Origin of the sequence: Phyllobacterium sp. SL163, from assembly GCF_049896885.1 — a bacterium.
GTDB lineage: Bacteria > Pseudomonadota > Alphaproteobacteria > Rhizobiales > Rhizobiaceae > Phyllobacterium > Phyllobacterium calauticae.
The window spans coordinates 42,460-62,657 of the sequence record NZ_JAFCVE010000009.1 but is presented as its reverse complement, the minus strand read 5'-3'; the positions used below and the strand labels follow the sequence as shown (position 1 = coordinate 62,657).

24 protein-coding genes are annotated in these 20,198 nt (G+C 60.8%); 6 read left to right on the top strand and 18 right to left on the bottom strand.

The window, feature by feature from the left end; translation table 11 throughout:
• Positions 1–290: 290 nt before the first annotated feature.
• From ACP7B1_RS19860 to ACP7B1_RS19820, 9 genes are all read right to left on the bottom strand, one after another.
• Positions 291–653: a hypothetical protein gene (locus ACP7B1_RS19860; RefSeq protein WP_346305648.1), complete on the bottom strand. Its 363-nt coding sequence runs from the start codon at positions 651–653 to the stop codon at positions 291–293.
• Positions 654–837: 184 nt separating this feature from the next.
• A complete protein-coding gene (locus tag ACP7B1_RS19855; RefSeq protein WP_346305647.1) occupies positions 838–1,404 on the bottom strand; it encodes a GNAT family protein in 567 nt (188 codons plus the stop codon).
• Positions 1,405–1,455: 51 nt separating this feature from the next.
• Positions 1,456–1,686, bottom strand: a complete 231-nt coding sequence (locus ACP7B1_RS19850) for a hypothetical protein (RefSeq protein WP_204276690.1) — start codon at positions 1,684–1,686, stop codon at positions 1,456–1,458.
• 163 nt (positions 1,687–1,849) lie between these two features.
• The gene (locus tag ACP7B1_RS19845; RefSeq protein ID WP_346305646.1) at positions 1,850–2,257 is read right to left on the bottom strand and encodes a hypothetical protein; all 408 of its coding nucleotides are present in this window, start codon (positions 2,255–2,257) and stop codon (positions 1,850–1,852) included.
• A gap of 92 nt (positions 2,258–2,349) precedes the next feature.
• Positions 2,350–2,664 (bottom strand): cupin domain-containing protein, encoded by a 315-nt coding sequence (locus ACP7B1_RS19840; RefSeq protein ID WP_346305645.1) that lies wholly within the window; start codon positions 2,662–2,664, stop codon positions 2,350–2,352.
• 84 nt (positions 2,665–2,748) lie between these two features.
• Positions 2,749–3,093 (bottom strand): hypothetical protein, encoded by a 345-nt coding sequence (locus tag ACP7B1_RS19835; protein ID WP_223611437.1) that lies wholly within the window; start codon positions 3,091–3,093, stop codon positions 2,749–2,751.
• Between the two features lie 313 nt (positions 3,094–3,406).
• On the bottom strand, positions 3,407–3,670 hold the full coding sequence (locus tag ACP7B1_RS19830) for a hypothetical protein (protein ID WP_346305644.1): 264 nt from the start codon (positions 3,668–3,670) through the stop codon (positions 3,407–3,409).
• Positions 3,671–3,778: 108 nt separating this feature from the next.
• On the bottom strand, positions 3,779–4,291 hold the full coding sequence (locus tag ACP7B1_RS19825) for a hypothetical protein (RefSeq protein WP_346305643.1): 513 nt from the start codon (positions 4,289–4,291) through the stop codon (positions 3,779–3,781).
• A gap of 67 nt (positions 4,292–4,358) precedes the next feature.
• The gene (locus ACP7B1_RS19820; RefSeq protein ID WP_346305642.1) at positions 4,359–4,784 is read right to left on the bottom strand and encodes a hypothetical protein; all 426 of its coding nucleotides are present in this window, start codon (positions 4,782–4,784) and stop codon (positions 4,359–4,361) included.
• Between the two features lie 244 nt (positions 4,785–5,028).
• On the opposite strand from ACP7B1_RS19820, the gene ACP7B1_RS19815 reads away from it, so the two are divergent.
• Complete coding sequence (locus tag ACP7B1_RS19815; RefSeq protein ID WP_223611433.1) at positions 5,029–5,406, top strand: nuclear transport factor 2 family protein; 378 nt, start codon at positions 5,029–5,031, stop codon at positions 5,404–5,406.
• A gap of 197 nt (positions 5,407–5,603) precedes the next feature.
• On the opposite strand, the gene ACP7B1_RS19810 is transcribed toward ACP7B1_RS19815, so the two are convergent.
• From ACP7B1_RS19810 to ACP7B1_RS19790, 5 genes are all read right to left on the bottom strand, one after another.
• On the bottom strand, positions 5,604–5,855 hold the full coding sequence (locus ACP7B1_RS19810) for a GlsB/YeaQ/YmgE family stress response membrane protein (protein ID WP_223611432.1): 252 nt from the start codon (positions 5,853–5,855) through the stop codon (positions 5,604–5,606).
• A 74-nt stretch (positions 5,856–5,929) separates the two neighbouring features.
• Positions 5,930–6,259 (bottom strand): hypothetical protein, encoded by a 330-nt coding sequence (locus ACP7B1_RS19805; protein ID WP_346305641.1) that lies wholly within the window; start codon positions 6,257–6,259, stop codon positions 5,930–5,932.
• A 164-nt stretch (positions 6,260–6,423) separates the two neighbouring features.
• Positions 6,424–6,813 (bottom strand): DUF930 domain-containing protein, encoded by a 390-nt coding sequence (locus tag ACP7B1_RS19800; protein WP_346305640.1) that lies wholly within the window; start codon positions 6,811–6,813, stop codon positions 6,424–6,426.
• Between the two features lie 131 nt (positions 6,814–6,944).
• Positions 6,945–7,793 carry a class I SAM-dependent methyltransferase gene (locus tag ACP7B1_RS19795; RefSeq protein WP_346305639.1) on the bottom strand — a complete coding sequence of 283 codons (849 nt, stop codon included), beginning with the start codon at positions 7,791–7,793 and terminating at the stop codon, positions 6,945–6,947.
• 40 nt (positions 7,794–7,833) lie between these two features.
• Complete coding sequence (locus tag ACP7B1_RS19790; protein ID WP_346305638.1) at positions 7,834–8,013, bottom strand: hypothetical protein; 180 nt, start codon at positions 8,011–8,013, stop codon at positions 7,834–7,836.
• Positions 8,014–8,240: 227 nt separating this feature from the next.
• Here ACP7B1_RS19790 and ACP7B1_RS19785 point away from each other — a divergent pair, with 227 nt between their 5' ends.
• Positions 8,241–9,005 (top strand): SDR family oxidoreductase, encoded by a 765-nt coding sequence (locus ACP7B1_RS19785; RefSeq protein ID WP_346305637.1) that lies wholly within the window; start codon positions 8,241–8,243, stop codon positions 9,003–9,005.
• 384 nt (positions 9,006–9,389) lie between these two features.
• Complete coding sequence (locus ACP7B1_RS19780; RefSeq protein WP_223611426.1) at positions 9,390–9,530, top strand: hypothetical protein; 141 nt, start codon at positions 9,390–9,392, stop codon at positions 9,528–9,530.
• Between the two features lie 433 nt (positions 9,531–9,963).
• Here ACP7B1_RS19780 and ACP7B1_RS19775 read toward each other — a convergent pair whose 3' ends face one another.
• Positions 9,964–11,457 (bottom strand): PLP-dependent aminotransferase family protein, encoded by a 1,494-nt coding sequence (locus tag ACP7B1_RS19775; RefSeq protein ID WP_346305636.1) that lies wholly within the window; start codon positions 11,455–11,457, stop codon positions 9,964–9,966.
• Between the two features lie 106 nt (positions 11,458–11,563).
• Here ACP7B1_RS19775 and ACP7B1_RS19770 point away from each other — a divergent pair, with 106 nt between their 5' ends.
• A complete protein-coding gene (locus ACP7B1_RS19770) occupies positions 11,564–12,781 on the top strand; it encodes an MFS transporter (RefSeq protein WP_346305635.1) in 1,218 nt (405 codons plus the stop codon).
• Here ACP7B1_RS19770 and ACP7B1_RS19765 read toward each other — a convergent pair.
• Entirely contained in the window at positions 12,709–13,917 is a 1,209-nt protein-coding gene (locus ACP7B1_RS19765; RefSeq protein ID WP_346305634.1) for a TIGR03862 family flavoprotein, read from the bottom strand. The genes ACP7B1_RS19770 and ACP7B1_RS19765 overlap by 73 nt on opposite strands.
• 231 nt (positions 13,918–14,148) lie before the next feature.
• Between ACP7B1_RS19765 and ACP7B1_RS19760 the strand changes: the two genes are divergently transcribed.
• Both ACP7B1_RS19760 and ACP7B1_RS19755 read left to right on the top strand, forming a co-directional pair.
• Positions 14,149–14,358, top strand: a complete 210-nt coding sequence (locus ACP7B1_RS19760) for a cold-shock protein (protein WP_162700345.1) — start codon at positions 14,149–14,151, stop codon at positions 14,356–14,358.
• Positions 14,359–14,560: 202 nt separating this feature from the next.
• Positions 14,561–16,516: an elongation factor G gene (locus tag ACP7B1_RS19755; protein WP_426137209.1), complete on the top strand. Its 1,956-nt coding sequence runs from the start codon at positions 14,561–14,563 to the stop codon at positions 16,514–16,516.
• A 41-nt stretch (positions 16,517–16,557) separates the two neighbouring features.
• Here ACP7B1_RS19755 and ACP7B1_RS19750 read toward each other — a convergent pair whose 3' ends face one another.
• Together ACP7B1_RS19750 and ACP7B1_RS19745 are read right to left on the bottom strand one after the other, a co-directional pair.
• Positions 16,558–18,087, bottom strand: coding sequence for an ABC-F family ATP-binding cassette domain-containing protein (locus tag ACP7B1_RS19750; protein WP_426137208.1), 1,530 nt, complete (start codon positions 18,085–18,087; stop codon positions 16,558–16,560).
• Between the two features lie 356 nt (positions 18,088–18,443).
• Entirely contained in the window at positions 18,444–19,922 is a 1,479-nt protein-coding gene (locus ACP7B1_RS19745; RefSeq protein WP_426137207.1) for a DUF2778 domain-containing protein, read from the bottom strand.
• Between the last annotated feature and the right edge of the window lie 276 nt (positions 19,923–20,198).

The following is a 20,198-nucleotide window of genomic DNA, read 5'->3' as shown; positions in this document are numbered from 1 at the left end:
GAATCAAACCGGCTTTCCGCCGAATGAGATCATTTCGGCCGGAAACCGGCGTCACTGTTGGTTTTCGGTACGCAAAAACGCAATTTGCGTCAGGCCCGATATTTCCTGCCAACTTTAGGGGGTGTTATGCTGCTTCGCAATAAAACAAAACATCTGGCCCTGAGATAGTGGGCCCGGAAAACCCGCTTCAGCTGGTCGATATGGTCCAACTGTCGGCACCGTCGACGTGACGGACCGGTGAATCCCTGCTTTCCGCGGGATCGACGAGGCCGGCAGCAGCCTCGATCCGGTTATTGATGTGACCGGCCGGGACCGCCGTCATTGCTGGTCCGGTAGCGGGGAATGAAGACCCGGCGGCCGTCTGACCGTGCCATTCCGGAATGCCCATTCCACCCCGGACGATTACCGCGGTAGTCCCAGTGGCGCCTGCCATAATCGCGGCGGTAATAGTTCCGCCCGTAATAGTTGCGCCCGTAATAGCTGCGTCCATAGCGCGGACCGCCAAAATAGACCGAATCATAGTAGCCGCCGTAGCCGCCATAATAACCGCCATAGCCGCTATATCCCCGGTAGTAGGTACCTTCGACGCACCCGGACAGCGCCAGGCCTGAAAAGCCGATTACGGCTGCAACGATAAGAGACTTGATAGACATCGGATGTACTCCCGAACATCATACTTGTTTACTCAAACAAGTTCAGCCGCGAATGGTTCCTTAAATTCTTCTTCTGTTCCAGTAGATTTTATACGGCCAAGCCGGATGAACAGTCACAATTCAGCTGTTCCGGTAATCTATTGTGTTGTCTACAGAAAGTCGGCGTATGGCCACCGCGTGAAAATCAATGCGCCGCGCGCAGGAAAACATATTCGATCCCGTCAATCTCATCCATTTCCTCGCCGACCTTGGCAAAGCCCAGGCGCTGTACGATCCGAAGGGAGGGCGGGTTGTCCGGCGATACGGAGGCGGCAAAATGCTGGACGCCATGGACATCGCGCGCCCACTCCATGACGGCTTTGGCCGCTTCGGAAGCGTAGCCGTGGCCCCTGTCATTTTTGAAAATGAGATAGCCGAATTCGACGGCATTGCGCGCATGGGACTGCAGATAATCGGGATCGGGCCGGGTGTGAAACCGGATGTGGCCGATCATGCGCCGTTCCGCGGTCAATATGATCGCGCGCACGGACCACCGCAGATAATCCGGGTCTTCGCCCAGACGCATCCGACCAGCTTCAAGAGCACCGGGGTCCTCAAGCAATTCGTGCGGTATGGATGTTCCGGTCATGCGGCTGGCGTCGGCGAGATCACCGGCCAGGCAGGCGGTGACCGCATCAGCGGGCATGAGCCGAAGGGTAAGGCGGGGGGTGACGATGTCGTCGATGGCGGGTGCGGTGCGGTCTGTGATCATGCGCTGCAACCTATCCGCCCGATTGAAGCTCATCAAGCGGGCAGCGGCCGGTCAGGATCGGATGGCCGATCCCTTGTCGAGTACGGCGCACAGCTGCACGAACTCGGTCGCCTCGATGGGTGTATCGCCGTTGATGTAAATTCTCGACACGTCCCGAAGCTGGGGAATAGCCATGCACGCCTGATCGACACTCGGATATTTGTGCTCAGTCGAAGCCAGATTGTTGTCGAGGGTGAGTACGATTGTTTCTGCGTCGCGATTGACATCAGATGGATCGATCACGGTCTACTCCTGGTGCTCATTGACTTGCGAGCACCGATTTTACGGCAAAAGGCAGCAATGCCAAGCGGCGAAAAACCAGCGCTGTGGATAACCTGTCTGCTGCCCAGGTTGACATCGTCATGACCACAACGAACCCGGAAACAATCGAAATTAAAAGGAAAGCCTATATATCCAATGCCTTAGACCGTTGAAAACTGGCTTCCACGGTCGAGATCACGCCGTTGTTCTGTCTCACCATCATTTTCAGATAAAGACGTGCGTTGCGGATCTCCATGTGGGCGAGGAACAATTTCCCGGCATAGGCACCGCCGCTATTGCTGCGCCATTCACCCGTACCTTCCACGACTTTGACAGAGTCGGCTTTGGGCTTTTTAAACGTAGCTGCCCAGCCGTTGTTTGATGTTACATTTAACGACATGCCTGTTTTCGTGATTTCAATCTTGCAGGTTTTACAATCGCCTGCGTTCGAGCCGATTTGTTGCCATTTTCCTTCGAATGACCCTGGTTCTGCCTGTGCAGCAGTAACAAGCAGGAGGATGGCGGCTAAAGACAGAAACAGGTTGCGAAACATCGGCAGGCTCCAGTGGCTGCCGAGCAATCTATAGTGTCCATACCAATAAAAAATTGCAGGAAACGATGGTATTTTACGGATTGCTCCAAGGGCTAGGCACCGAGCGTTTCCGGCTTCTTGATCTCGATTTCGACAAAGGCAATCGCATGCGGGGAGCCGTTCATGACATCGTGCTTGATGCCGGACGGGCGCTGATAGGACTGGCCGGCGGCCAGCGGCACGTCGGTGACATCGGTTCCGTTGTGAATGCGCAGGGTTCCATCGACCAGCATGACGACGAAATAGGGCCATCCATGCTCATGCCAGCCCGTGACGGCGCCCGGCTGAAAATCCCAGCGGGTTATGCGCACGGCATCATCGTCTTGCTGAACGGTCGGTATTGCAGGCAGATCGCACTGGAAGGCCAATTGTCATATTCCCGATTGATATTGCAGTTTTCGTTGCCGATCCAATCCTGCCCGCGGCGGGAATGCAAGTGGCCTGGCCTGTTGTCACAGTCCGGGGCTGCATGTTTCCGCCGTGCGGTCCTGCTGCCGTTGCTCGCGCAGTGCCGCTGCCGCATTCAGTCCGGCGAACAGGCACAGGGCAGCGCACATCAGCGCGACGGCCAGACTGAACGGCTTTCGCAGCGTTCTGGCGTGCAGCGCGAGGCCGGTGCCATACACCAGCAGGGCCGGCACGGCATAGAAAAGCACCTGAAGCGGACCGTCGCAATCCACGCCGTCGATGCCTTGCGCCTTGTATTCGTTGACGGGTAGTCCGCCCGCCAGAAGCGCCAGCGGCAATGCCGCAGCCAGTATGAAATATCCCAGCCATTTCAGACGGATGCTTGCCATGAACACGATGATCTCAGGGAGCGCGAAGGGGATCCTGCAGGGAATGGGGCGGTATCTGGCCGGGCCCGGCATGTTTCTTTGAGAACAGCGCAAGGGCTCCCAGAAGGGCAAACATAAGAACAAGCACGCCGATCACAAGGCATTTGTGTCTCATCAGGCATCTCCATTGTGACGTCGATGTGACTGTGGAACAGTTTTTTGGCAGCAATCGGGTCGCAGGTCAAATTCGCTCCGCTGGCGCGTGCCGAATGAGCGATGCAGACAAGAAAAAACCCGGCAGGACGGCCTTGCCGGGTTTTGGTTCAGATGGAAATCAGCGGCAGACGCGGACTTTTCTGACGATGATTCGGCCATGCACACGGTGCCGTTCCGTCCGGACGAAACAGTGGCGATTCCACCGGCGATAGTGACGCCGGTAGCCTGGCCGGTAATCGACGTTCTGGACAACGCTGCCCGTCGTGCCGGAAGGGCTGGTGGTCTGGACCAGCGGTACGGAGAGCGGGGCCGCTTCGGACGGCGCGTTGAACCCCATCAGGGATGTAACGGCAATCGCCGTGGCAAGTATCAGGCTTTTCATGTGGAACCTCTGAGCTGTTGACACGACAACAATACATTGGCTTTGCGCCCGGTTCCCACATGACAAAAATTTTAGGTTCGGCAGCGCTGGGAAGACACTGTTGCAATCCTAGGGCGAATCGCCGGCTTGCCACCCGGGCAGAGTGCGCTGTTCGTCCTCGGTCAGATCCATCGCAAAGGTGCCAATGGTCCTGTTTCCCTTGGCAAAGGCCAGGACCGACAGGAGACTGGTTACCAGGGCCGGGTCTTCGGCTTTCGGATAGATGTGCAATGCAAGGGTGGCCATATCGACCCACGCCCGTTCATAGGCGTCCATCAACCATTCCGGAATCGGGGGATTGCGGTCATTGTTCAGGCGGGCGGCTTCAATGGTGGCGACAAGGGCGAAGGCGTTCCAATCCCTGAGCTTGAGCTGCCAGGCGATCCGCACGATTTCCGGGACGGCGGCATAGGCAGCCGTGTCCACATCCCCGTGATGATGCAGGTTTTCCCACAATTCGTCCCAGGCGAGGGTGAAATCCCCCTGTTCGAGTGCCTGAAGCGCATCGGACGGGTTGTAGAGATCACGATAGCCGCTGCGAAGTGTGTACCAGCGCTCATCGGTCCAAGCCAACAAACTCATGACTGTCCCCTGCATGTTTTCACCGGGTCAATCAATCGCGTTGTTCCGGCGAAAGCAAGAACGTCTGCTAATCCTGATAAATATAGGATGCGCACATATCGCTGTTGCTGGCCGGCGCCTTGTCGCCGGTGAACACGGCAACCTCCGTCAGCCCTTCGCCGGCGCGCCAGGTGGCGACATAGGAAACATCGCCGGACCCGCACAGCCTGTTGCCGTTTTCCAGTTCGGGATCCGCAGGGGTTTCGACTTTGTAGACCGATGCGTTGAGATTCTTTCCATCGACAATGAAGTGGTCGCCGAGCAACGACGAAAAAGCCAGCGCCTCGCCATTGGCAAAGGTAATGCTGAAATCGTCCATTTCTATATCGCCGGTGATGCTTTGGGCCGTATTGCTATAGGCTGTATAGGTGTCACCATCGGCCCATGATTGGCCGCCTTGGGCGGCGAGAATGAAAAAGGTGGCGGGCAGGAGATAAAGTAAGCGGTATTGCATGCGGGCCCTCCGGTCAAACCTGTCGGGGTGGATCGCGATACTGCCGCACCCCTTCTGGACGAATTTGCAGCGATCATCTTGGCATTGATCTCATGGGGCTTTTCCCGGCATCGTGCAAGCGCGAACGGCTGTCATCAAGCGCTTTAAAATTCCCTTTCGCGTCTTCCTGTACCAGGCCGGATTTGCTACCACGCCATGCCCGTATCGCACGGGAGAAACAGCCAGGCGCAAGGAAATCCCCGATATGAATGCAAACGTGGACACCAGCGACGCGACGCGCCCCGTTCAGGGGCAGCTCGAGGCCTACAATGCGCGCGATATCGATGCATTCATGCGGTTCTGGGCCGACGACTGCCAATACTACGCATTTCCCGATCAGCTGCTGGCCAATGGGGCGGCGGAAATCCGCGCACGACATATCGTGCGCTTCCAGGAACCCGATCTGCAGGGCAAGCTGCTCAAGCGCATGGCGGTCGGAACGATGGTGATTGACCAGGAAACGGTCACGCGCACCTTTCCCGAGGGGCCGGGCGAGGTGGATGTCCTTGCCATCTATGAAATCAACAATGGCAAGATCGCCAAGGCGTGGTTCAAAATGGGCGAGCCGAGGCTGTTTGTCTGATCAGTCCCGGCCGCTTCAACGCCTCACAGGTAGATTGTTTGCTACCCCAGATTTTGGCAAACATTGGCACGCACGGGCCTCGACAGGCCGACACCCGAAGGCACCACAAAAACCGCCATTTGCCGGGTTATCGCTTCGGCAAACGGCTGAAATCGTCAAAACTGCCCGGTTACACGCAACCGGCCGGGCAGCGGCTGTCAGCGGCGGATGGCGCGCCCGACGCCGACCAGAATGCAGGCACCGATGAATCCGGCGATGAGATAGCCGATCCAGCCGGTCAGAACGATGCCGAACACCGATAGAATGGCATTGGCAAGAACCGCGCCGACGATACCCAGAATGATATTCATGACGATGCCGGTGTCGCTCTTCATGAACATCTCGGCCAGCCAGCCGGCCAGACCGCCGATAATGATGGCTGCAATCCAGCCCACGCCTGCAGTTCCCATATCAATACCCTCCGTTGTGAACATTCACGATCATTCAAACGGCGGATCGCGCCGTTTGTTCCGCGCTGCAAAATCTATTTCCACTGTTTGCCCGGTCGCCAGTCGTCCTCGTCGTCCCGTTCCCGCAGCCAGCGCCTGATCTCGCGGCAGCTGCGCGGGCGGCCATCGCTGATCCGGCCGTCGGTGCAGGGGTCGTAGCGCTCCCGCCGTTCCCGGTAGCGGTCACGGCGCTCGAGCATGCGCAGGAGTTCACGGCAGCTGCGCGGCTTGCCGTCGCTGTAGCGGCCATCGGTGCATGGGTCCGTGTCGTACTGGACGAAAAGGGCCGGCGGCTCGGCCGCCATGGCGGGAGCAAGGCTCATCATGAGAGTGGCCGAGAGCAGGGCATGGCAGAAACGTCGCATGGTGGTTCTCCGGAACCGATGCGATGGGAGTGGCGGGAAGCATCGGTCCGCAACAGCAATCGGCGTGCACCATTGCCATAGCATTGCAAAATTGCGGGCCGAGGTAACTTATTTGCCCGGTTTGCGGCGCACGTGCGTGGCACGCCGCTGCCCCGAAGGTGCGGTCAGGGCACCAGGTAGTGCTGACCCCATTCGTTCCTGGGGATTTTTTCGCCGATCCGGTATTTGAAAGCGACGATTTCCATATTGTCGTCATTCGTCGCGCATTTGAATGCCAGATGATACCATTCGCCCCGGCTACGAAAGGCCGCGCCGCGCGATTTGATCGCGTGCTGGTCGACTTTCGGGTCGGCAAAGGCGTAGGCCAGCACCTTGTCGGGATTATAGCCGTTCTGGTCCTTGCGGATGCGCTCCATCGCTTCCACATCGCAGCGCTGTTCGAGCCGGGTCTGCGGATCGAGTTTCTCGAGGCCGGTTTCCATTCTGGTATCCATGGCAGCTGCGGATTGCAGGGACACGGCAAGAACGGCACACAGCAGCGTTGGCTTTTTCATGGATGGGATCAGCCTTCTCTATCTGCCGGCGGGCCGTGCCCTTGGCAGCGATGTTGAGGAATCAGGCGCTGGCCTGCTTGTCGAATCGCGGGGAGAGGAAATTTGCCCAAAGCGGCAGCAATGTCAAAAACTTATGCCCGCCGCGCGGTTACGATCCATGTGCCCGTGCCGATGAAGACGCCGTCCGGTGTCGTATAGGCGGCAAGTTCGCGCCGGATGGCCTCCCAGGCGGCCTCTGCCCCATCGGGAAACTGCCTGATATGCTCGCCGACAAAGCCGATCTTGAGGATGCTCAGCACTTCGTCGATCTCGCCGCCGCCGGTCGTCAGATCAAGCGGCGCGACACCGATGTCCGAAAAGCCGGCCGCTGTCAGGACAGAGCGAATACGCTCCGGTCTTGCCAGCGAAAATGCGCCCGGCCCCTGGCCCGGCAGATCGGGGGCGGGAAGGTGCCGGCTTGCAACCCGGATCGGCATTTCGAACCATTCCACCTCACGCCGGTCGCGCCAGCAGGCGAAGGCAAGCCGCCCGCCCGGTTTCAGCGCCTTGGCCAGATTGGCAAAAGCCGCCACGGGATCGTCAAAGAACATCACGCCGAAGCGCGAGAACAAGCCGTCGAACCGGGCCGGGCCGAAGTCATGGGTTTGCGCATTGGCCTCGATGAAACGCACATTGCCGAGACGTTCGGCAGCCGCCTCCGCGCCGCCCGTGGCCAGCATCGACGGGGAGAGGTCGGCGCCCGTGACGCTGCCATCCGGCCCCACGGCACGGGCCAGCGCCAGCGATGTGCGGCCGCAGCCGCAGCCCACGTCGAGGAAGGCCTCGCCCTGCCGCGGCGCGAGCGCCTTGATCGCCGCATCGCCGATCGGGCCGAGCATCCGTTCCAGTGCATCCTGCAGGATGATCCAGTTGTGCGACCGGCTGTCGTCCCAAACACCCGGTGTCCCTGTCTCCGGTTGGCTCGCATGGGGATCTGACATGGGAATCCTTGCTGTTGGCGGGCGCGTCACTGCTCCGCGATCATTCTTCCGCGCCGAGATCGAGATCGGCAAGTTCCTTTTCGCCGGCGCTGCGGGCTTCCTGCTCGGTCCTGTAGGGACCGATCTGCGGGCCGGCGTCACCATCGATCACCAGAACATAATACCAGCTTGTATCATTCTTCTGGCTGACGGCGACATGGCAGATCTGTTCGTTGCTCATGGGGATTCTCCGGCCTTCGGCGCACGATCTTTCGCACGCCATTGGCGCAGTCGAAGCCGGGGAGTGTCTGGTTGCATGGCACAATTATGGGAGTGAAGTCATGAGCCGTCAAGGCGAGGGGGCGGAACCCGCAGGTTTCGGGTGGCGCGGTGCGGACGCGAAAGCCATTGATGGCCGCGCTGGTGTGGTTGTCATGCCGGCTTTGTTGAGATCCAAGAGGCGATGATATGCATAGTTTGAATGGAAAAACCGCCATTGTCACCGGTGCCAGCTCCGGCATCGGCTACGAAACGGCCAAGCTGTTGGCGCGGGAAGGCGCCCGTGTGGTCGTTGCCGCACGGCGCGGGAATGAACTGGACAAACTGGTGGCGGAGATTGCCGGCGAGGGCGGTGAAGCCGCGGCGCTCGCGGGCAGTGTCGGCGATGCCGCCTATGCGAGGGCGCTGGTGGAGCTGGCCGAAGAAAAATTCGGTGGATTGGACATCGCCTTCAACAATGCCGCGACCAATGGCGAAATGGGCCCGACGCCGGATGTTTCGCTTGGCGGCTGGCAGGAGACCATCGACATCAATCTGACATCGGCTTTCCTGGCGGCAAAATATCAATTGCCCGCCATGCAGAGGCGGGGCGGCGGATCGCTGATCTTCACGTCGACCTTTGTCGGATATACCGCCGGCATGCCCGGCACGGCCGCCTATGCGGCCAGCAAGGCGGGGTTGATCGGGTTGATGCAGACACTGGCGGTGGAATTCGGGCCGCAGGGTATTCGCGTCAATGCACTGCTGCCGGGCGGTACCGATACGACCATGGCTGAAGCCTGGATCGACACGCCGGAAAAGCGTGCCTTTGTCGAAGGGATGCATGCGCTCAAGCGGCTGGCAAGACCAGCGGAAATAGCCCGTTCGGTGCTCTATCTTGCCTCGGATGCCTCCAGCTTCACCACGGGCACGGCCATGCTGGTCGATGGCGGCGTATCAATCAACCGGACATAGTGCCGGGCGTCGTTTGAGGTGACGGCGCGCACCAGGCTCACGGACATTTCTGGGTACATTTACCTATTCCATTGACACCCTGTTCCGTTCAATAAATGTAAGCATGCTGATGGTGAGTATGCGATCTGTCGAACTGGTCCCCCAAAGACGAAAGTGCCCAGGCCGCATATGGAACGACTGTTGGCAGAGGCTCGGTGCTCTCCATGGTAGTGACATGCAATGGCCGGTGTCGAGCCTCACAATCTCTCTGTTTTGTCTTCCATCATCTGGCCACTGCCGTTTCGGGCAGTGGCCGGCAGGCACGTTTTCTCCAGCCGCCGCACCGCATTTACAGGTCGTTAAGCATGCAGGCTTATTCTTGAGGCCTTGGAGGGCGTATATTCCATGTTGGATGTGAAGGCTGATCCGATGATAAGCGACAATGACAACGACAGCATCTGGACTGATTTCGTCTGCCGCACCTGTGCTCTGGCAATCTTCATGGTTGGCGTTGCGATACCGGTTGCGTTCAAGCTGTTTATCTAACCCGACCGGTTTCATTGCCGATTTGTAATTTGACCCGCGCCGCGCCGGGGATCACCATGGCGGCGCTGGTTTGTCGTGGGGCCAGCATGGGGCTCGACGGCTGCCAGTCCTTCGAAATTAGCTGTTGTCGAGCCTCCTCCCATCTCTTGCGTTTATGGAGGCAGTATCGCCTGCGCCGGCGCTGTTAACGTTACTCACAATAGAGCTATTCTAAAAACAACCGGAAAAGCGCATAACCAGCATCTCTCATACAATGTCATGAGACAATGTGAGGATAGTATGGTTGTGCGCGCCAGGATTACTTACGTCGATCCGCAAAACCACAGGAACAAGATATGTGTCCGGGCGCAGGGGTGCAGTGAAATGGCCCACGCGCATTTTCAGGCCGCCATGCGGCGATTGCGCCGGCGCATGCGGATGAAGATGCTTGTGGTCAACAGGTAGCCACCTCATCGAGTGCTGCCCGCAGGCGCGCCGTGGCAGGTTCCGCTTCACCGGATGTCAGCGCCGAAAAACCCAGGAGCAGACCTTGGCGCGGCATGGCTGAGATGTGCATGGGCGAAACCGGCATCACCTTGACCCCTCGAGCGGTACAGGCCGCCGCAACTGCCCGATCTGCCTGCCACGTTCCTGTGCTGCGGCCGACAAGATGAATGCCCTGGTGCGGGACCGCGACCGTCAAATGATCGGCAACCTGTTCCTGCAGCAGTGCAACCAGCAGGTCGCGCGATTTGCGGTAGCTCTCCCGCAGCCGCCGCAGATGGCTGGAAAAATAGCCCTCCGCCAGGAAATCCGCCAGAACGCTCTGCTGGAAGGGCGGCGGGAAGCGGTCCAAAAACGGGCGTATGGCTGCAAACGCCGGCACGAGATCATGCGGCACAACGGCGTAGCCGACACGGAAACTCGGAAGAAGCGCCTTGCTGAATGTGCCGAGGTAGATGACGCGTTCGTTTTCGTCCAGCCCCTGGAGCGAAGCCAGCGGCCTGCCGTCATAACGGAACTCGCTGTCGTAATCGTCTTCGATGATCCAGCTGTGATTGTCGCGCGCCCAATTGAGCAGTGCGAGGCGGCGCGGCAGCGACATGGCTGCGCCAGCCGGATATTGATGCGACGGCGTCACATAGATTGCACGCACCTGCCCGGATAGCGAAGGCAGCAGCGCCGTCTGCAAGCCATTGTCATCGACTTCAACGCCGACAAGCTCGGCGCCGTGCAGCGCGAATGCGTGGCGGGCGCCGGGATAGCAGGGGTCTTCCATCAAAATCCGGTCACCCGGCGTGACCAGGGTCCGGGCCACCAGATCGATGGCCTGTTGTGTGCCTGAGGTGATGAATATCTGGCTGGCGTCGCAGCGGACGCTGCGCGAGGCGGTGAGGTAGGCCACGATGGCTTCACGCAGCTCTTCCTGGCCTTGCACATGGCGGTAATGGTCGCGACTGAAGTTCAGATGACGGGCCGAAAGACGGCGCAGCAGCGCGCTCGTCCGTTCGTCGTGCACCACGCGGCCGGTGACGAACGGCACCTGCGTGCTGGTATCGAAGCTGCCGGCACTGGCGAGGGCGCGGCGGGCGGCTGCGGAAACGGTGCGCTCCGCCGGTTTCTCCGTCTGGGGTGTTTTCGGCGTCTGCTGCCGGGCGGGAATGCTGGCCGCAACGAATGTGCCCGCACCGTGCACGCCGCGCGCATACCCCTCGGTGATGAGGATGTCATAGGCCTCCGCAACCACGCCGCGTGAAAGCCCCCATTCCATGCCGGCAAGGCGCGTCGATGGCAGGCGCGATGCGGGACGGATCTGGCCGGTCAGAATTGCCTTGCGCAGCGACAGGTAGAGTTGACGCGCCACGGGCGAGGCCGCGTCCCTGTCAATGAACGGCTCGAACGAATGCACGGGACTTTCACGCCGGCGCGTTTTGCGGGGAACGGGCATTTCCTCTCCCAAGTGGTACACGCGGGCGGCGTGAAGTGGACCTGTATTTTATACAGGATTGCAGCTTTTATGAAGCCACTTATTCCTCCTCGTGCGAGTCAAGACCATGCGCTTCACCACTGCGATTTTTCTGTTCCTCGGCACCTTGCTGACCTCCGCCGGTTATGGCGCCACCTTCCTGCTCAACGATTATTTCCACACGCTTGGCGGCAATGAAGTCGATACGGGCCTGGCGCTGGCAGCGGCCATGGCCGGTACCTTCGTCGGCGTGCCGCTTGTCGGCTGGTTTTCCGGCCGGGCCGGTGCGGCCAATCTGGCGGCCTGCGGCGCCTTGAGCGTCGCGGCGGGTTTTGTTCTCCTTGCGATGCTGACCTCCATCACGCCGCTGATCGCCGTTGGCGGGTTTCTCATCGGCCTGGGCTGGGGCACCTTCTATCTTGCGGCGCCCATGGCGGTCATTGAAAGAACGGATGATGCGGATCGTGCATTCTGGTTCACCCGGTTTGGTGCGTTCCAGATGGCCGGCATCGGCGGCAGTCCGATTCTGGCGGATTTTGCCATTCGCACGCTGCATTTTGCGACGGTCACCACATTCCTGATTGTCGGCGGCATTGCCCTTGCTGCCGCAGTCCTGCTCGCGGCCTTCCAGCGGGTGGCGGTGGCATTGCATCCGGCCAGCGGTTCACGCCGGTGGCTGCGCGATTTTCCTGCCATCAGCCGCACGGCGGCAATCTATCCCATTGTCATGGTTGCCCTTGGCGCCTGCGTCTTCTCCGGCATCCTGACATTCCAGACTGCGCTGGTCGCCGGTACCGCAGCACGGGCAAGCACGTTCTTTGCCATTTATGCGGTTACGGTTGTCCTTTCACGCTGGCTGCTCGCACCGCTGGTCAACCGGGCACCCAAGGAGATCAGTGCGCAAGTCCTCCTGTTCATCATGGTTCTTGGCATCATTGCCATGTTCGCCGTTCCGGCGAGTGCCATGTTTCACGTGCTGGCCGCGCTGCTGCTCGGGATCGGCTACGGGCTCGTCTACTCCATCATTCAGACGCAGGCGGTCAACGACTCGCCCGCCGAACATCGCCCTGCCGCGCTCACATGGTTTGTCCTGTCCTATTTTGTCGGGGTGTTCGGCTTTCCGTCGGTCGGCGGCTGGATGCTGGTCCATGCGGGCAAGAACGGGCTTTTGCTGTTGATCCTGGCATGCGGCATGGCAGAGCTGGCGCTGGCCATGTGGACGGGCAGGATTGTCTACCGGTTCAACCAGGCTTCCATGCCCAGCGCTGCGGCGCGGCCGGTGGCAAAGCAGGCGGTCAGGAGGTAACCGCCGGTCGGTGCCTCCCAGTCCAGCATCTCCCCGGCGGAGAAAACGCCCGGCAGCGCCTTGAGCATGTATCCGTCATCGATGGCGTCCAGACGAATGCCGCCCGCCGAGGAAATGGCTTCGGCGATGGGGCGCGGGCGCAAGACCGCCAGCGGCGTGGCCTTGATCTGCCGCGCCAGCTTTTCCGGATCGGCGAGAGCCGCGGGAGGCGCGAATGTGCGCAGCAGGGCGATTTTCACGCCGTCGATGCCGGCGCCCTTGCGCAGGCGATTGGCGAAACTGGCCTTGCTGTCCTGCCGTGCCAGGTCCCTTGCCAGCCTTTCCACGCTCCGGCCCGGCGCAAGGTCGAGCATAAGGGCGGCCCTGCCTTCGCGTTCGAGCCGGTCGCGCAGACTGGCCGCATGGGTATAGACCAGACTGCCTTCGATCCCGTTCCGGGTGATGACGAACTCGCCGGGAAATGTACCCGCGCCTGACGTCGCCGTGACGGATTTTACCGGCTGGCCGGCAAACCGCTCCTTGAACCCATCGTCCCAAGCGACGTCAAAACCGCAATTGGCCGGACGAAACGCAGTGATCTCAACACCTTTCCCGCTCAGCCATGCCGTCCATCCGCCATCGGAACCGAGGCGGGGCCAGCTTGCACCGCCGAGTGCCAGCAGGGCGGCATCGCAATCGATGATCTTGGGGCCTTCGGGCGTGTCGAAGGCGAAACCGTTCTCGGCAAAGCCCGTCCAGCGATGCCGGGTCAGAATACGGACGCCGCGTGCCTCGAGCCGCCGCAGCCAGGCCCGCAGCAGCGGCGAGGCTTTCATCGCCGTCGGGAAAACCCGGTCGGATGATCCGGTGAATGTTTCCGTGCCAAGATCTGCCGCCCAGCGCTGCACATCGGCCGGTGTGAACCCGTCCAGTGCCGGGCGCAACCGTGCCGATGCGGCGCCGTAACGGGTGACGAAGCGGTCATAATCTTCCGAATGGGTGATGTTGAGGCCGGATTTTCCCGCCAGCAGGAATTTGCGGCTGACGGTCGGCATGGCGTCGTAGACGGTCACGGCGTGCCCGGTGCCGGACAGCATTTCCGCCGCCATGAGCCCGGCGGGGCCGCCGCCGATAATCGCTGTTTTCTTACCCTGCATATGTCTGTCCGACGCCCGAAACCCTGCGCTCACTCATGGCGCGGACGCGCCGCAAGTGCAAGGCCATCGGGCCGGAGAACCGGGCTCTGTCGCGCCATTGTAATAAAACAGTTGCAAGACACGTTAACACTTTCACGCATATGGGCTTTACGGCTTCTATAAAAAATCGCTACAAGGGTGCGTCGTGCGCTATGCGCGACACTCGATACATCTGCCCTACGGAGGTTCATTATGGCCACAGGCACAGTTAAATGGTTTAATTCTACAAAGGGCTTCGGCTTCATTCAGCCTGAAGATGGCGGTGCAGATGTATTCGTACACATCTCTGCAGTTGAACGCGCAGGTCTGCGTGATCTCAACGACGGCCAGAAAATCAATTACGAACTGGTGCGCGACAAGAAGTCGGGCAAAATGTCAGCGGATCAGCTGAGCGCCGCTTAAAGCGTCGCCAGCGGGACCGCCGTCATGGCGGTCCGCGATGACAGACCGGAATGAAACAGGTCGGACGAAAGTCCGGCCTGTTTTCGTTTGCATGGCTGGAAAAGCACTGCCAAACCAAGAAAAACAACCGCACTCTGGCGCTTTTGGCCATGTTGAGGCATCCTGTCAGGCGAGACTATGATCGTAGCAGGGGAGGACGCGAATGCGCTGCTTTACGGTACTTGGGCCCTCGCAGACCGGAAAATCCACGCTCGTGGAAAAACTCGGCGCGCTGGAGGGCGCGCCAAAGAAGTCGGTCTCGCCCTATGGGCTTAATCTGACGGAATTCACCTTCGGAAACGAGGCATGGTGCGCGCTGGACACGCCGGGCGGCAATGAAGCCCTGGCCCACGCGCAGGATGCTTTGATTGCCAGCGATGCCTGTATCCTTTGCGTCTCGCCCGTGCCGGAAGAGGCGGTGCTCGCCGCCCCGTACCTCAGGGTTATTGAAGCGTCGGGAACACCCTGCATCGTCTTTGTCAACCGCATCGACGAGCCAAGGGGGCGGATACGCGATGTCATTGCCTCGCTGCAGGGCTATTGCAGCCATTCCCTTGTCCTGCGGCAGATTCCGATCCGCGAAGGCGACAAGATTGTCGGCACCTGTGACCTGATCTCGGAACGGGCCTGGCGCTATCGTGAAGGCCAGACCTCCGCCCTGATCGCCATACCGGAAAGCGAGCTTGAACGGGAACACGAGGCGCGCGCCGAGCTGCTCGAACATCTCTCTGAATTCGACGACTGGCTGCTGGAAGAGCTGATCGAAGACCGCGAGCCGCCCAGTGACGCCGTTTTTGCCATCTCGTCGCGCGTGGTGCGGGAGAACAAGATCATTCCGGTGCTGCTGGGCGCGGCAAGCCACAGCAACGGCATGCTGCGCCTGATGAAAGCACTGCGCCATGAAGCGCCGCCGGTCGATGCCCTGCGCAAGCGCCTTGCCGCGGCCAACAGCACGCCGGAAAACGCACTGGCAGCCGTCAGTTTTCATGCCTATCACCGCCAGAACATCGGCAAGACCGTGCTGGTGCGTGCGCTGAAGGAAGGCCTCAAGCAGGGCGCGCTTCTGGGCGGCGGGCGTCTTGGCCCTGTGCAGGACCCTGGAACCGGGCGCCCCACGGCGTCGGGAACCGCAGCGCCGGGCGATGTGTTCAGCACCGTCAAGTCGGATCATCTGCCGGTGCCGTCCCTGCTGACAGTGGATGCAGCCATAGCGGCGCCGGAATGGACGACACCGCCCACACCCATGCTGGAGCGTATTCTCGTTCCCGAAAGCGAGCGGGATGAAACAAAGCTTTCCGAAACTTTGGCGAAACTGGTGGAAACCGACCGCGGGCTCAAGGTGGCGCAGGAAGAGGGCACCGGTGCCCAGCTTGTCAGCGTGCAGGGGCCGGTGCATCTGCGCGACCTGTGCAAAACCCTGGCGGAGGTCTTCCACGTCAATGTCACCGACCGCATGCCAAGTCCGGTCTATCGGGAGACGATCTCCAAACCCGCCGATGTTCACTACCGCCACCGCAAGCAGACCGGCGGCGCCGGTCAGTTTGCCGACGTGAAACTGAGCGTGCATCCCAACGGGCGCGGCGAAGGTTTTTCCTTTGGCGAAACGGTGAAGGGCGGGGCGGTGCCGCGCAACTACATCCCCGCGGTGGAAGCGGGCTCGCGCGAAGCGATGGAGCGGGGCCCCTTGGGTCTTCCTGTCATCGATGTCGGCGTGATGCTGACCGATGGCCAGCACCATTCGGTCGACAGTTCGGAATTTGCCTTCCGCGCTGCGGCAAAAATGGGCGTCCGGCAGGCGCTGTCGGAAGCGTCGGCCGTGCTCATGCAGCCGGTCTTCCGCATCGAAATTCACATACCATCGGTCTACTCGGGCAATCTCGTGCCCATTGTATCCGCCTTCAAGGGACAGGTTCTGGGTTTTGACCGGGATGACAACACCAAGGGCTGGGACGTTTTCCGGGCGATGATCCCCGGCAGTTCGCTGGATGAACTGGGGCGGGCCTTGCGCTCCGCCACGCAGGGCATCGGCAGCTTTTCCAAGGCCTTCGATCATTTCGAGGAGCTTTACGGCAAGGAGGCCGACGCCATCGTCACGGCGCAGGCCGCGCACGCCCATTGAACCGGCACCGGGCCGCCTCGGCGGGACGGCCCGGTATCGTATCAGTCTTGATGGCCGCTGACGGAAGCGAAGAACGCTTCCGGGCTTTCCACCTCGACAAGGCGCCGTTTCTCGATCAGCCAGAACCGGTTGCCGACCGCCCGGACAAAACTGCGGTCATGCGAGACCAGCAGGCAGCTGGCCTCATGCGCCATCAGTTCGGACTCCAGCGCTTCCTGCCCGTCAATATCCAGATGGTTGGTCGGTTCATCCAGCAGAAAGAAGTTCGGATTGGCCAGCCGCAGCACCAGCATGCCCAGCCGCGCCTTCTGCCCGCCCGACAGCACGCTGTTGGGCTTGTTCTGGATATCGATGCCAAGTCCGGCCCCGGCCAGAAGGGTGCGCGTGCGCTGGTCACCGATATCGAACCGCCGGCTGATCGTGTCGAACGGCGTATCGCGGTCCGGCAGGTCGGCCAGCGCCTGGTCGCCATAGCCAAGCACCAGCGAGGGCGTGGCCTTGACTGTTTCAGGCGAGCCCAGCGGATCGCTGATGGCGCGCCGGATCATGCCGACGAGGCGTGACTTGCCGGTGCCGTTGGCACCCAGAAGCACGATCCGGTCGCCCTGGCATATCCATTTCCTGCCGGTTTTGAACAGCAGCGTACCATCCGGCGTCTCAACGGAAGCATCGTCAAGCGTCACCAGCACCTTGGCGTGCGTGCCGCTGTTGGCAAGTCTTATCGCCCCGGCTGACCGTTCCTGATGGGCGGGCCGCGCGGCATCCTCCAGCTTTTCCGCCCGCTGCTTCAGCTGTTTCGTCTTCACGACCAGTAGGTCGCTGCCGGAATTGATGCCGATATTGTTGAGCTTGGCCGCCTGCTGGCGCAGCTGCTGCGCCACCTTCATATCGCGCTCGTAACGCCGCGCTTCCGCAGCGTCGATCTCGTCAAGCGCCACCCGGGCCCGCGTGTAGGGCAGGGCGAAGGCATGTGAATTCTCCGGCCGCAGGAACAGGGTCCTGTTGGTCGTCGCATCGAGAAAGGCCCGGTCGTGGCTGCAGATCACCACCGGCACATCGCGGGGAAGCGTGTTCAGCCAGTCTTCCAGCTGTGCGATCTTGGCAAGGTCGAGATGGTTGGTCGGCTCGTCCAGCAGCAACACATCGGGGTCGGTCACCCAGACGCGGGCAATCAGCGCAAGCCGCTGCCAGCCGCCGCTGAGCTGGCTGACGGTGCGCTCGCGCAAGACATCCGGCACGTCGAGCGAGGCGAGCACAACATCGACGCGCCAGCTTTCGGTCTCCTGCTGTTCGGCGGGCAGGGCCTGCAGGACCATGTCGTAAAAGGTGGTGCCGAGAAGCGCGTCCGGCACAGCCTGCTCGACATAGCCGATGCGCAGGCCGCGCGTGCGGGTGATGTCGCCTGTGGTGGAATCGAGCGTTCCCGCAAGACAGCGCAACAGGGTGGACTTGCCGCGGCCATTGGCGGCAACGATACCGAGACGGTCACCCGCGCCCACGACAAAACTCAGGTTGGTGAAAAGCGGGGCTCCAAGGGTGACGCCGAGGTTTCTTACATTGATGAGTGCCATTTTATTCTCTGGTCTGCCGGGCCATGTGCTGCGACGCAGTTCTCTTCTGCTGTCGTCGGATGCACGAAACGGTGAGGTAACCGTATTGGCTCGGTGGGTTGTGAAGAGACGCAAGGCCGCTCAAAAAGCGAGCAGACGCTGCGTGACCACGAAGGGCAGACCTGGAATGGGTATGGAAAGCTGTTTCCGGTCAGCCCTGCAAACGTATCTGCAGGGCGTTGACGGGGCCACGCTGGCGATGATGCCGGAAGAACGTATTCATGCGCAGCCCTCCTTTCCTGAATTGAGCTGGGTGCTCAATAACACCAGCCGTAATAAATGTCTATTGCCTTGGCATAAAACATTAGAGCCAGACCTTAGCGCGTGGCCATGCGTGAGAACGACGACATGCGTTCCACCACGACGAGACGCGAGACTTCACCGCGCTGGAACGCTTTGAGGAAGCGGCGATAATCCTTGAAAACCACGCATCCGTTCGAATCGCCGCGCGGTCCCAGCATGTAGGTGTGGGCGAGCAGACCGTTGCGGCCGAAGGCATTGCGGCCGTCGACCGGTGTCAGGCGGATCGCCGCGACGCCGTGGAAAAGCTGTTCGCGCATGGTCAGATTATAGGTATGCGGCGGTGTCGGCCCGCGGTTCGACTCGCGCGTATAGCGGGGATTGTCCAGCATGTGTCCCATGCCGGAATGCGCTTCAAGCCGTTCGCCATTGGGCAGGTAAACCGTGCGCGCCGAGATGTCATAGACGGCGACACCGTTGCGCGACCCGCCGAATAGTGATCCGAACAGGCTCTTCGATCTGGGCATGGCTTCGATGGCTGCATCATCCGGCCGGATAGAAGCCATCTTCACGTCAGGCCGCTGTTTTGCCGGAGCGGTGGGGGCTGCAGGAGCGGTCCCGGCAGCCAGTTTCGGTCGCTTCGAAGGGAGGGGAACGTCAACCGTGTCCTGCGTATCATCGGAAGAGGCCGCGTCGTCCGGTGCCACGCTGGCGGTCTTTCTGTCCGGCGCTTCTTCCGGCACGGGCACGGCCACTTCAAGGTCCGGCGCGAGCGGCCCCATCATCGGGTTGCTCTCGGTTGCAGAGGGTGCGTAGCTGGCGAGGATCGGTATTTCCGGTTCGTGGCGGCGCTTGTCCACGAGATCAGGCTGGGCGTTGAACGGATTGTCCGATGCCGTGGCCAGGGCCGCGCCTGCGGCGGCGATCTCCAGTTTTTCCCGGTCGGGGGCGTTGGCGGGCAGCGGTATGGAACCAACCGGCCTGCTGTCGAGCGCCGGCGCGGATCTGCCATTTGCTGCCAGCGCCAGGGCGCTGTTCACTATTGCGGCGCGGATTGCGTTCTGCACCTCGGCGTCGATCGGTCCGGATGGCGTGTTGAGAAGCGCGGTGACGTCGGATTCGGACAATGGCGATGTCTCAAGCATCACCAGCGCGGATGCGGGCTCGGCGAAGGCATCGTCATGGCTGACCACGACGCGGTCGGCTTTATTGGCGTTTTTGGCGTCCATCGGTGCGCCGTGGGGTATACGATGCCGCAATTCGGGATTGAGTGCTGCGAGTGCGGCACTGCTTGGCCTGCGGACCTTCTGATTGTTCGGGTCGACAAGCGCGATGCTGTCAAGCGCATGGGAGCCATGGTGCAGCACCGCCGGGCTTGCACCCAAGGAAGCCACCATTTTCTGCGTCGTGCTCACGGTTGCCAGAACCCACACGGTGGCGGCAATGCCGACGCCGATGGCCAGCGCGCTGACAAGCGCACCGCGCGGTTTGCCCACGCGAAAGGCCGAAGGGTTAAAGGAACCAGCCTGCCTGAATGTATCGGTCGCGAACGCCATCGTACTCTTTTTCCAAACGCTTACTCAAACCTGCGACTGCCCCAAAGGGGTCCGCCACGGCCAATACCAACCATCAGGCACGGAACACGCGTGTCTGGCGTCAATTGCCGACTGCCTGGGAGCATGAAGAATCTTGGTTACTAATTTCTTTATGTATCGGGGTCTTGTTGATCACGAATTGCCACAGTGCCGAAAAGAACATTGTTGATAATGCGCGTTTGGAACCATATCCGCGCGCTGCCCGCATCGATCGCGTCTTGCGCAAATGATGGCGGA